Below are 14066 nucleotides of genomic sequence, written 5' to 3'. Positions count from 1 at the left end.
CCTTATTTGATTTGTTTTAGGACGACTTTCTTTCGTTTGAATGGAACTTTTCCACTTTTCTCCTCCGCTAGATTGGTCTGGTAACTCATAGACAAGAGGAGACCGACACCAATGAGGTTGCTAATAATTGCGGAGCCCCCTTGAGAGATGAAAGGCAGAGGAATCCCTGTCAAAGGAAGTAAGCCTGTCACGGCACCGATATTTTCAAAGATATGGAAGAGCAACATCATGATAAATCCAGTCGAGATATAGGTGTAGAACTGGTTGTTTGACCTGAGCGTAATCTTCAACATCCGGTAAATAAGAAGCAAGTATAAAGCAACGACAAAGACCGAACCAATGAAGCCAAAGTCTTCAGCAATTACGGTAAAAATCATATCACTTTCACGTACTGGAATGAGGAGATTGGACACATTGAAACCTTGTCCAAACAAGCCACCACTTCCAATCGCAATTTGTCCCTGCGCCTGTTGGTAAGTCGTTGTTTGCGCAAAGTCAAAGGGATTGAGCCAAGCCAAGATGCGGTTGATCTGGTAAGTTGGCATCCCAATCTGATGCAAGAAGGCACGTCCATCCTTGCTTATAAAGATGGCCATGAAGCCTGCAACTGCAGTCACTCCTGTCACAAAGACCGGAATGATAATCTTCCACGAAACACCTGAAAGGAGAACCATACCGGAAAAAATAGCTACAAAGACCAAGGCAGTCCCCAGATCACTTTGTAGGGCTAAGAGGAGCAAGACTGGTATGGTAAAGGCGATCATCCAACCAATCAATAGGAAATCCAAGGGAATAGTCCGTCGCCATTCCTTGTGTTTTTGAGTGAATCTTACAATGGCTCGAGCCAACATCAAGATATAGGAAATCTTCATGAATTCCGATGGCTGGAAAAGTGTCGTTCCACCAATCGATACCCAGTTCTTGGCACCTGTTGACGCTACAAGATTTGGATTGAAGAAAACAAGAGGTAGGACCATCAAAGCCAACCCTAGACCATAAAGATAGGGAGTCACCTTCCATAAAAACTCGGTATTAAAGAACATGACCACAAATCCAATGACAAGCCCCAAGGAAATCCAAGCGATTTGCTGACCTAGAATTGGTAATACATTATTTGGATAGTCATGACTAACTGCTATATAAATGGCCACTACTCCAATCACCAGTAAACAAAACACTGGTAGGAGGAGGCTATAATCGACTCGAGAGTCGAAGGATCGTTTCATATTTTTTACCTTTTCTCTTTCTGGGATTTTTCTTTCATTCTATTGCGACGGGATTGGAGAAAATCAGCTACAGCAGGCTCTAGCTGTTCTCTAGAAAGAACCTGAACAGCCCTTTCTTTTGACAAGGTCTGGGCGATTTGTTTGCCGTAACGCTTGCTGACAACACGACTGTCTAAGATTAGAGCAACCGAACCTTGGTTGGGCCGTCTAACAGTACGACCAAGGGCTTGTTTTAGCCGAATGATCGCCATCGGTAACTGATAATCATAGAAAGGATTTTTCCCTTCTTGACGCAGTTCCTGGTTTAATTTTTTTGTTAAAGGCTCTTGGGGATTTTGGAAAGGCAATCTCGGAATCACTTGGATCACGCAAGGATGGGTTGAAAAATCAACCCCTTCCCAGAAACTACCTGTTCCAAGCAAGATCTTGCGTTCACCTTTTTCAAAACGTTTTTTCAGTTGACTTGGTTCCCCATTTTTATACTGAGCTAGATGCGGTTGGTCGAGCAGGTCCGAAACTGCCAGCAGCATTTCTTTTGAAGTAAACAAGACCAGTATGGGTTCTTGAAAGGCTTGTAAGCTTCGAATGACAGAAGCCACTTCACTAGCATAGTCAACAGGTGAAACTTCTGTCACAAGAGGAAAATCATCGACTAGAAAGACTTCTTGTTGCTCCTGTTTTGCTACATCAAGCCTAACAAGCGGAGCATCCGGAAATCCCAATAAATCTGCTAGGGAAACCCGATTGCTGATTTCAAGAGTGGCCGATACTCCTAGGAGCCTACAATCTTCTGGCAATAAGTCTGCTAGTATAAAGCGGCCTTTTTTACTTGAACAAATCAAGACATCCTTGCTCGATTTCTCTGCTGTAGCAAGCCAAAATTCACGGTCCGAGGTGAAAAAGTTTGCAATCTCTCTATACTCTGGGAGAGCTAGCTCCGAAAAATGCTGGCGCAACTCTTCAAGAGAATCCAACCACTTTCCATTCTTAAGGCCTGACTGGTAGTGCTCCATCAAGTAACGACATTCAAAGCCGATACTCTCAAGCAAGCGTTTCTGAACCAAATCTTCCTCTGTCTCCAAGGACTTATCAAGCTGGGTTACAAGATCCTCAAGACGATAAGCCTGCTGGGCTAGATTTTCGAGAGCTAGCAGCATTTTTTGAGCCTCATCCAAGATTACTAAACGGTTATCGACAAACTCTGGATTGTCTTCCAAACGAGTGACCAGATAAGCATGATTGGTCAGAAGAACACGACTGGTTTTTGCCTTTTCCTGCCCTCGTTTCCAAAAATCCTCTGTGGCAAATAAACTTTTCTTTGAAAGCTTGCCATCGTGGACTAGTTCTGGCAGAAAATGCTGATAGCGATAAAGTTGCCCTATTTCGTCCAAGTCACCTGTCTCTGTCTCTGTTAGCCAGATAAGCAACTGCATTTTAAAGCGTGTGAAAAGGCGATTGGACTCCAGTCGATGGAGAACTCGGTGAAAGGCATCCAGTTTTAAATAATTTTGAGGCCCCTTGAGACTATGAATTTCCAGATGGAAGACCTCTTTTAAGCGCTGACCTTCTTCTTGCATGATTTGATTTTGAAGAATTTTGGTCGGAACGCTCACTAGGATTCCAGCTTCACTCTCCGAGTTCAAAGCTGGAAGGAGATAACCATAAGTCTTGCCCAGTCCCGTTTGGGCTTGGATAAAGGAAGTTTGGTGTTCTTCCAATAATTGCTCAACCTTCTCCGCAAAATCCAGCTGCTGTGGACGTTCCTCCAGCCCCAATAAAGAAATGTTTTTAGCAAAGTCTTTGGATAACTTTTGTGGGACTAAGGCTTTGCTTTCCTTTCTGAGGAAAAGCCCATGAAGTTCCATCAAGTCGGGCGAAGATAAGAGAGATTGTTGCTGATAGACCTCCTCAATCACCAGATAACTTTCATAGAGAAGGTTGTCTGCAAGTTTTAGCAAGCTTTCTAAGAGCCCTTTTGGTAACTCAAATAGTTTTTGACGCATGTAGAGCAAGAGTTCAGCTGTTGCCTGAGCATCTGACAGGGCAGTATGGGCATGTTCCAGCTCAATGCCCAACTCTTGACAAAGGATACCTAAGTTATACTTTTCAAACTGAGGATATAGAACTTGGGCAAGCTCAACTGTATCCACCCGCGGTGTACGCAATTCATATCCTTCAAAAAAGAGAAATTCTGCAAGAAGGTTGGCATCAAACTGTACATTGTGCGCAACAAAAATACCGTCCTTAACCAATTCAAAAATTTTTCCGGCCACCTGAGAAAACTCTGGTGCCGCAGCCAAACGCTGATCGGTCAGACCCGTTAATTCTTTGATATGAGAATCCAAGGGTTCATGGGGATTGACATCGGTCGCATACTGATCAATGATTTCACCATTCTCAATCACCACAATGCCTACTTGAATAATTTTTGCCTTGCTTCCGGTGCTGGTCGCCTCTAAATCAACGACCACATACCGATCATTTCTCGCATTCATCATTAAAAATTATATCAAAAAAAGCATGATTTGACACCCCTCAACTTTGATAACAATCTCGCTTTCCTTGCGAGTTTGAGTAAAAATCAAGACCTTAAAAGTGAGAATTTCACGCAAGTTCAGCAGTTGGTCGCTAGTTCTGAGGTATTTGAAAACCTTATCAACAAAGCTACATCAACATAAAAAGGCAACCAAGGTATTAGCTGCCTTTTTGAGATATTTTTTTCATTGTTTTCGGAAGAGCTTTACTAATTTCGGTAGGCAAGACAAGGTAGTTTTCTTGAGCTAGTTCTTGCGCAATAGCTGAATGAAGGTGAGTTGCTGCCACCACTCTCTCATAGAGACTGACTTGGTGAAACTGACCTGCAAAACCTGCAATCATCCCAGCCAGAGTATCTCCCATCCCACCAGTTGCTTGATAGGGACCTCCAACCTGTAACTGATAATATTCAGACTGACCAGCTTTCCAGATACGAGTCGCTGAACCCTTCTCGACTAGAATCGTCCTTTGAGGAAAAGCAGAAAGAGCCCTAGCAGTCGCCTCTGTATTTTGATGGTCAAGAACTATACCAGACAGTCTTTCCCATTCCTTTTGGTGGGGGGTTAGGATGAGCTGACTAGATGGGAATGTCAAATGAGCTTTTGCTAAGATGCCCAAAGCACCGCCGTCTACAATCAAAATCTGGTCTTTTCTAAGGCTGTCACAGACCCGTTTTACAAGTTCTTCTCCAAATGCATCCTCTCGCAAACCCGGACCTAACAAGACAACTTCTGCCTTTTCCAACTGCTCTTTTAACAATTGCTGGTCTTGAAGAGAAAATGCCATGGCCTCAGGTAAAAGACTGTGCAGAGCCGGAATGTTCTCCTTATCCGTACCAACAGTCACCAAACCTGCCCCACTTTTGACAGATGCAATAGCTGACATGATGATAGCTCCCCCATAAGGATAGGTCCCTCCCAGCAAGAGCAGGCGCCCGTAATCTCCTTTATGACTGTGACGAGAACGTTCAATAATGACTTTTTCTAGTAAAGCTTGATCAATCACTTTCATCGATTTTTCCTCAACTATCCTTTATCTGATTGTTTTAAAACAACTTGATAGACTTTCTTAGTCCACTCTTCTAAGTCTTCTCCAGCATAGTCAAGATAATGCACCCTATCTTGTATTTTAGTTGGAATAATATTTTCAAATTGGCACTTATTATGAGTTGGAATAATGCAAATATACAACTCACTTAATAAATTAAGCATGTCCTTAATTTTTGCAACATGGTAACCATCAAAAATATAACCAGGAACTTTAATCAAATCTGTATAGATAAAATGAAAACTTACTCCAGGAATAAACTTGTCTTGTAATTCTTCCTCTGAAGGAGCTCGATCTAATAAACGCTCCATCGCCAATCGATAACCAGAACTTGTATTTGACCATCCTAACATGACATAGTCAAAATAATCTTTCGGATCAGATGCAGCATTTCGACTATCCAAAACCAACTCCTCAGCACCTTTCCCAAAAGCTTTTACAGCAGATAAGAGCTGGCCTGTTTTAAAAATAGAAATCGCTGCATCTATAGTCGTAGTATGACTACAGTAGTCTGAAGTCACTAACTTCTTATGTAGATCATAAGTCGAAGCTACTCTTTTATCTGTAGGGATAAATGGTGGAAGAAAGAGATGCTGACAGATGTAATCTAAAATTTCTTCTTTTAAACAAGAATCAGCACACTCAATACTTGTTTGACGTTTATGAAGTTTTTCGTAAGCTATAAATTTAGCAATTTTTTCTAATTCCCACTCTTGAATATTTGGATAATCAATTAGTGCTAAGTAGTATATTCCATCCCATTGTAAACTATATTCCCCATTATAAATTTTTAAAATCATCTAATCACCTCACTCCATTATACAACAAAAAGGTACACACCTTGCAATTTGGATTACTATTTTTCTGTCTAACTTTTGGGGTACAATTCACCTCTCTTGCTTACACCTATATAAAACTGGAGAAGACCATGATTGTCTTCTCCAGTTTTTAGATGCCATCAACTTACAATAGTTGAAAAAGAAACCAATTTTTAATCATCGACTAATATCTACAAATAGGATGTCATTAGACGCTGAGACTAATCTTCTTTGAGTTTTGCAGTTAATAAAGCTGCTGACAAGGCCAAGGTAACACCTGCCAAGAAAACAGCTGTTTCTGACTGTTTTTCACCAGTTTCTGGCAATCTCTTGTCTTCCTTAGCAACTTGAACTGGTGTTTCTGGAGTCTGAACTTTTTCTAACGAACTTAGTTTAAACTCTGGTTTTTCTACTGTCGGTGCTGGTTGATTACCTACTGTAGCTAGAATACCACGGTACTCTGGAAGTTTATGTTCTAGAGCCATTACAGCATTAACGCCACCCTTAAATTCAGGTTTCTCAACACTTGGTACTGCTTGATCTCCTACTGTGGCTAGAATTCCTGTGTATTCTGGAACTTCATTTACTGCTGCTTCTACAAAGTTAGCACCTCCTTTGAATTCTGGAACTTCATTGACTGGAGCAGGCTCCTCGCCTTTACTACTTGAAATAGATGCTTTCACTCCTACTTCAACAATGCGATCCTGAGCCTTTCTTTCTTCAGAATGAACAAGACTTCTAGTAGTACCCAAAACTTGAATATAGTCAACTTTTTCTCCATCTTGTCCTTCAGAAACGATACGACGTTGACCTTGAGCAAGTTCAGGGTTTTCACGAATAACTTCTTTAAACGGAAGCGGAGTCTTTTCAATTTCCAAACTTGGAGTTTCTACTACTAAGTTCTTAACGCCTTCTGTTGGTGTTGTTTGGAAGGTAGACTTAAAGTGTAAACGATATTCTTTCACCAGATTTCCATCTTTGGAAACAAGACGAACCAGTGTTGGAAGATTGGCATTTCCAGAATCCACAACTGTAACTACTCCATGTCCACTAGTTGTTGCAGTGACTTTTGGTTTTGAACCCATTGTTGTTAGAGTGTAATCTGTCACATTTGGATCAAAGTTTTCCAATGCTTTTCCGTCGATCGAAATAGTCGCTGATGGTGTTTCCACTTCTGCTCCCTTGCCTGCAGAGTAGGCTGTAAATTCTACAAGTGCAAGACCATTGGTAGTAGCCTTACGAGTCATGCGAGCACGAATTGCTGTCGTTTGAACCGGATCAAAATTAAACTCGATTGGTTTACCAGCTACTAATTCTCCAGAAGCTTTGTAAGGAATAGGTGCCCAATTTTCTGCCTTGTTGAATGGATGGTCAGCATTTTCTTCATAACGAGAAATCGTACTTGGTTCTGTAAAGGCAGGGCCAATATATCTTTCTAGAACCATTTTCTCTGGGGCATCTGTTCCACTATCTTTAAAGAACTGAATAGCTACTTTTCCAATAGATTGGGTGGCAATTTTACCGTCCTTCTTAAAGAGTAGTCCGACAGAAGTTTCTTCATTTTTCGGAGTACGAGACCAGTTTGTCCAACGTCCATCTTCATTGTATTTTCCATCATTGATATAGAAAATTCGATCATGTGAAGCTGCTTGTGTATCGTTCGTTGTCGAAGCAAAGGCTTTAGAATCCGTTTCATTGTTGCTTGGATTTTCTGAAATGACTTGATTTCCTTTAGAAACAACTGTCACCTGCATTTTAGTCGTTAGATTTGTACCAATGACATGACCGGTAATTTCAAATGTTCCCTCATGCTCTGTTGCATGTTCAGGAATAGCATCCCATTTCACTGCCAGTTTATCTGTAGTCCAAGTAGTTGAAGTTGGGTAATAAACAGTGACTTCTGAAGGAAGTTGAAGAGCATCTCCAACATTCAAGATTTTAGCACTATTTTCTGCAGCAAGAGGTTGACTAGTTTCTCTCTCATCATTGCGGAAGATTCTATATTCTTTCAATACCGTACCATCTTCTGCTTTTAAGATGAGACGTGTTGCACCTTTTGGACTGGTTGCAGGAACAACTGTTACCAAACCATTATTGCTAGCTGTTGCAGTGATTTCTTTGCTAGATTGAGGAATATAGTAATCGGTCTTAGATGGATTAAAGTGTTCAAGATCCTTGCCATCTACCTTGATAGAAATCTCTGAACTTGTAGAGCTTACTACCTTGTTTCCAAGGACAGTTAGCTCTGTCAGACCAACACCTGAAGTTCCATCAGCCTTCTTCATACGAATACGAACAGCATAGGTTTCTACCTTGTCAAATGTGAAGTGATTTGTTTGAGTTGCAGATAGCTGACTTGGAGCATGTAAGTTTTCAACTGCTTTCCAATTGTCTGGATTGTTAAATGGATGATTGCTAGCTCGTTGCGCATGACTGACATCACTTGGTAAATCAGGAATTTCTTTACCTACATAATATTCAACTACATATTCTTTTGGAAGACCAATTGCTCCATCAGTATAGAAATCAACCGACAAATTGTTGACAAAACGTTTCGTCAAGTCTCCTGAATTACCAAATAAGATAGAAGCCCAGTCATTATCAGTATTTGTTCTCCAAGTTGTCCATCTATTTTTAGTATCTGATGGCGTTCTTGATACAGTCAAGTCGTTCAAGGTATTGGCTGAATCATCTCCACCTGTATTGGATACAATGGCAGCTGGTAATTGTGAACCTGTCCATTGTTTAGAGATATTATTTCCAGCAACCACTTGACTAGACACTCGAACATGAGCTTTAGTTGTCAGATTGCTACCTACTAAACGACCATTGATTTCATAGACCCCTTCAGTTTGACTAAAGTTAGCTGGAACCTGATCCCAAACAACATCTTTGTAGATAGTTGTTCCGTTAGAATGGTAAGTCCGGACATTGGCTGGCAATTGAACCGTCTCACCCTTAGGTACTGTGAGGCTGATTTCCTCTGAAACTTGCAATCCTTCAACCGTTACAGTCGCTTGTGCTTCGATATCTGTACCTTCCACATGTCCTTTAAGCGTAAAGCTATGATAGTGCCCCAACTCTTTTTCATCTACCTTATCCCAAGTTACAGATACTTTGCGTGGTAAGCCCTTATCAAATTCTGCTCCAACTTCTTTAGGTAGATTCGGTTGCTGATTGATGTCTGTAGAAACAGATACAGGATGCAGTTTCACAATCTTCTTGTTAACTTTATTTTCTTTAATCACTACTTCAGTAGTTAAAGATTCTGTTTTCTCTGTTTGATTATCGATTCGAGGTGTCAAAGTCACTCTTCCCTTAGTATAGAGCAATAGATTCTGACCATTCACCTCAAGATGTCCCCCATCAGATGATTTAGCTTCTAAGTGAATATCTGAAGCCGAAAATTCTGTTTGTGAACCATCCTCATAACGACCAATGACGTGATAAGTTAATACTTGATCTTCAGTGGCAGTTTCTTTTCCTTCTACAACCACTTCCAAACGTTTCAAAGCAGGAGCTTCCTTCACAAACTGAATTAAGTAAGTTTGAACCAAGTCACCCTTTTGGTCACTCAAGAAGAGAGAAGCCTGATAACCATTATCAGCAGAAGCTTGCTGAACAGTTACTTGATATCCGGTACTCTGAGCTCCAACACTTGGAATTGTTCCAGTGTAAGGAAGAGATACACGGTAATAGGTCTTGCCAGACTCAAAATTCTCAAGAGCTTTATCCCCAACAGTAAGTCCTGTAATGCTACTTGTTGTTTCCTTACTACTTGCGATAAAGGTTGCAGTCACTTCACGGTCGTCATCTACCAATTTACCAGTAGCCTCCGTACGTCCACCTTCCTTGTTCAAAGCAGCAGGGTCTTTCAAGGTCCAAGAAACAACATCAGTATCAATCAAGCTACCATCTGTCAGAACAGCAGTGACCGTTTTATCCAAATCAGCAGCATTCGTTCCAACTGGGACTGTAGCAACTTTTGGTAACCATCTATCTAAAGCAATCACTTTAACAAGTGCCTCAGCTGGGGTTTCCAAACCTTCCACTCGTCCAGAGACTTTCTTTTCACCTGCACTTGTAAGCAAGTCTGATGGCACGTCCCATGTTACAGTCTTTTCCTCAACACTACCATCGCTATAAATAGCTGTTACTGTTTGAGGCAATTCAGGATTTGTTGTCACGTCAGTTGTTGCTTTTACAGGAGCAAAGGCTACAAAGTGACGGTTTTCTTTCTTACCAGACACAGTTGCGACTGTTGCGCTATCAGAAGTTAAACCAGCAGAATCTGCATAAAGAGTAAATTTACCTTCTTTTTCTGTTGATTTTACAATGACAACCCCTTTACCATTGAAAGCACGTCTTTGCCATGTTCCATCTGCTTGAGCTTTGTAGCGTTCACGACTAGCTTGTTCTCCATTATCCACACCAACGATTTGTCCCTGACCATGAAGATTGAAATGAACAAGATTGTTAGCTGTTGGAACCACATTCCCATCACCATCAACAATTTCGTAATGGATGTAGGATAGGTCTTTTCCATCTGCAGTGATAACATGCTCTTCTTTAGTCAGACGAACTCTTGCTGGCTCCCCAGCAGTTGTCACACTATCACGCGCAATTTCATTCCCATTTTCATCTCGAGCAATCGCAGTCAGTGTACCTGGTTGGTATTTCACAAGCCACTCAAGATACAATTCACTTGGTTTAGCCCCCTCATGATATGGACGTCCATCTTCTGTCGTTTTCTTAGTAAATTCCTTTTTACCAAGTGACTCTCCATTTAAGAACAATTCGACGCTTGCAGCATTTGAGAAGGTACGAACCGGAACCTTTCCATCAACCAGCATCTTGCGTTCCTTAAGGGTCTCTTCAGTCCAGTTCCAATGTGGTAAAATGCGAACAGTTGGCTTTTCTTTAGCACTATACCATTCACTACGGTAAAGGTAGAAATCATTCTTTGGTAAACCAGCTGTATCAATAATACCAAAGTAAGAGCTCTTGACAGGTGTACTATCTTGGTTATGCCATGGAGTCGGTTCTCCAATATAGTCAATTCCTGTCCAGATAAATTGTCCAGCATAGCCAGCACGATCACGGTCAAAAGTCCATGATTCAGTAGCTGTTCTTCCCCATCCAACACGGTCATTACCATAGTCAGATTGTTCATAGTGACGATTTGGACGATTGTCATGTCCAAGGATTTGAGCAGGGTTATAATAAGAATCACGCGTTCTAGTAGCTGAAGAGGTTTCAGAACCATAAATGAGCCAGTCTGGATGAGCACTACGAACCGCATCATAAAAACGTTCACCATAGTTCATACCGACAGCATCCATGATTTCTGCGAGTTTCAAGAAATCACCTGTCGCTGCACGACTAAATTTATTTTCACCCATGGTGACATAACGTTCAGTATCAATCGCCTTGATAATAGCCTTCAGACGTTTAGCTGTCTCGATAGAACGAGGACTACCATTTGCCTCCTCTACCTCATTTCCAAGAGACCACATGACGATAGACGGATTGTTCTTATCACGTTCTACCATTGTTCTGAGATCAAAATCAGACCACTTCTCACCCTTCTTAGCCTCCGGATGAGTTGCATCTTGATCAAAGAACCGTCCATAGTCGTAAGTCTTCTTGCCACCATACCAAGTATCAAAAGCTTCCTCTTGAACCAAGAGACCTAAACTAGCTGCAGCATCAAGCAACTGAGGACTCGCTGGATTGTGGGTTGTTCGAATAGAGTTAACCCCCATATCTTTCAAGAGTTTTAATTTACGATAGGTAGCCTTATAATTCTCTTCTGCCCCCAAGGCTCCATTGTCATGGTGAATACTTACTCCGTGGAATTTCATGCGTTCACCATTCAGAGAGAAACCTTCCTCAGCAGTCCAATTGAAATAACGGTAACCAAATGTATCTTCTGTTACATCAACTAGTTGACCTTCTTTATAAACCTTTGTTTTCAACACATACAGTTGAGGATGATAACTTTTTGTCGTCCAAAGAGTTGGTTTATTAACTAGGATTGTTTGTCTGAAATCTGCAGTTTCATTTTCTGCTAAATTCTTCGTTTCAGAGCGGACTAATTCTGAAACAACCTTACCTTCCTTAGTAAAAATTTGTTGTTCCACAAAGACTTTAGCAGCCTTCTTATCCGTATTTTTAATCTTACTTTGAACCTGTGTTTCAACATTCCCTTCTTTTTGCTCAGCAAGTTTTGGAGTAGTGATATGATTACCATTTTCGGCAACATGGACTTTATCACGATAACTCAGGGTTACATCACGATAAATCCCACTTCCTGAATACCAACGACTACTTGGTTGCTTATTGGTCACTTGAACAGTAATTGAATTTTCACTACCATCCTTGTTTAAAAATTCTGTGATATCATATGAAAAATGATTATAGCCACTTGGATAATGTCCGACAAATTTACCATTTACATAGACTTTTGAATCCATGTAAACCCCATCAAAATTGATACGAACATCCTTATTCTTGTCAGCTTCATTTAATGTGAAAGTCTTACGATACCAAGCTGTTCCACCATTTAACTGGCCACCCTCATTACGCGCGGGAGATTTGTGATCAAAGTCAAAATAAATACTCCAATCATGAGGAAGATTCAATTTAGACCAATCATGAACATCCACATCTTTTTTTGAAAAATCTCCTTGGGCATTTAGTTTAAAATACCAATCTTTATTAAAATCTTGTTTTCGTTCCGATAATAGCTGTTTTTCCTTTTCAACTTCGGCTTTGTTTGACTCTCTAGACAGCACTTGCGATTTTTCAGAAGAAGATTTGATCTCTGTGTCTGCTTTCACTTGGTCCTTTTCAGAAGTTTTTTTAGAATCCTCTTTTACTTCTGTTCCAGCTTTTACTGCAGATTCAACAGGCTTTGGCTTTGCCTCTTCAGATTTCTGTTTGTCCTCAACCTTAGTTCCTTCTTCTACTTTATTTGGAGTTTCCCCTTTAGGACTAACCAATTCACGACTACTCTCGTTAGTAGGTTCTGTATCCTTAGTCACTTTGTCTTCTGCCGATTCAGCTTTTGGTTTTACAAACTCACGCCCACCATTCTCATCAGCCTTTGCAATAGCAGCTACCACATCATCGGGAAGCTTATCTAAAGGTTGAGCTTGATGAACAGTTGTTTCTTCTGTTTTAGCATTGGATGAATCCACCTCCTCAGCTTGTACAGCAGAAATACCAAATATACTAGCCCCAATCATTACAGATGCCGCACCTATTGCAAATTTACGAATGCTATAATGACAACGTTTATCAAAAAGTCTTTTGTTCATTAAAATCCTCATTTCTTTTTCTTGATACAAAGTAAGCGTTTACTTTATTTTAAAAAATAACCTCCTTCTGAATACACAAACAAGTACCAAGTTTTATAATGTATTTTATATATTAAATATATCAAAAGGCACCTTAAATTGCAATTATTTTCCATTAATTTAACCCAATAAAATGATATATAAGAAGGGGTCATTTAAAAGGAATAGTTGCAATGAAAATAGCTTTCGGTTCTAGACTCTTTCTACTACAAATTGAATTCCATTAATATCTTTTTCAAACTTCAAATTTATAGTTTATAGACTGCATTACTCTACATAAAAAGAAGGCGAACCTCCTTCTACACTATTTTCCCTTAAATTCCGCAAAGGTCTGTAAGATTTTGGCTGCTACTGCTAGAGAAGGAGCTCCTTTTAGCTCTAACGTTTCATCTGCATATGGAGTAAGACCAGTAAAATCTCCAATCTGGACAGAATAGAGAGACGTCTTAAACAGTTCAATATCGTTTTGGTCATTTCCAAAAGCGATGAAGTTCTCCCCACACAACTTTTCAACAGTTGTCGCCTTATGAGTATCCAAGGGATTAACATAAAGGCACTTTTCATGTGCATGATAGGAGAGATGAGCCTGTCCTAGTCTTTCTAGCTGACCAAGCAGATCATCAAGCAAATCCTCGTGGTCACCCATATAAACGACTACCTTAATCGGAGTCCCCAAGTCCTCGAGTTTCTGATGACGAGCCACCTTTAGGGGATCCACACTGGAAATAAATGGAATCTTCTCTACAATCTGACCACTATAATCAAAGCAATCATCTACAAAGAAAGGGAGATTATAAGTCTGGCAATAATCCACTAGCGCCTGATACACTCTAGCATCGAGATTTCTTTCGAAGATAGCCTTCCCCAGATGATAGGCCACGCCACCATTCAACCCTATGACCAAGCGCTGGCTGAGTTCAGGTCCTAATAAACCCAAGCAATCCCGATAAGAGCGGGCTGAGGCAAACACAAGCTCATGCCCATAATCTTCAGCCTTTAAAAGAACCTGCTGAATCTCCTCATCTATGGTCATGTAGTCAAAAGATAGCGTTCCATCCAGGTCAAATACGAATTTCATC

The 14066-nt window shown here is 40.6% G+C and carries 6 protein-coding genes; all 6 read right to left on the bottom strand.

Annotated features, from left to right (window positions below; translation table 11 throughout):
• Window positions 1-2 precede the first annotated feature (2 nt).
• Complete coding sequence (locus tag GMD5S_RS0202535; protein WP_000830416.1) at window positions 3-1226, bottom strand: FtsW/RodA/SpoVE family cell cycle protein; 1224 nt, start codon at window positions 1224-1226, stop codon at window positions 3-5.
• A gap of 5 nt (window positions 1227-1231) precedes the next feature.
• Entirely contained in the window at window positions 1232-3721 is a 2490-nt protein-coding gene (locus GMD5S_RS0202530; protein WP_025172601.1) for a bifunctional DnaQ family exonuclease/ATP-dependent helicase, read from the bottom strand.
• Window positions 3722-3920: 199 nt separating this feature from the next.
• Complete coding sequence (locus GMD5S_RS0202525; protein WP_000863000.1) at window positions 3921-4772, bottom strand: NAD(P)H-hydrate dehydratase; 852 nt, start codon at window positions 4770-4772, stop codon at window positions 3921-3923.
• A gap of 14 nt (window positions 4773-4786) precedes the next feature.
• The gene (locus GMD5S_RS0202520) at window positions 4787-5608 is read right to left on the bottom strand and encodes a hypothetical protein (protein WP_000601053.1); all 822 of its coding nucleotides are present in this window, start codon (window positions 5606-5608) and stop codon (window positions 4787-4789) included.
• Window positions 5609-5847: 239 nt separating this feature from the next.
• A complete protein-coding gene (locus GMD5S_RS0202515) occupies window positions 5848-12948 on the bottom strand; it encodes an SIALI-17 repeat-containing surface protein (RefSeq protein ID WP_001042481.1) in 7101 nt (2366 codons plus the stop codon).
• Window positions 12949-13291: 343 nt separating this feature from the next.
• Entirely contained in the window at window positions 13292-14065 is a 774-nt protein-coding gene (locus GMD5S_RS0202510) for an HAD hydrolase family protein (RefSeq protein WP_000673621.1), read from the bottom strand.
• Between the last annotated feature and the right edge of the window lies 1 nt (window position 14066).

Origin of the sequence: Streptococcus sp. GMD5S, from assembly GCF_000298715.2 — a bacterium.
Lineage (GTDB): Bacteria > Bacillota > Bacilli > Lactobacillales > Streptococcaceae > Streptococcus.
This window is presented reverse-complemented; position numbering and strand designations above follow the sequence as displayed.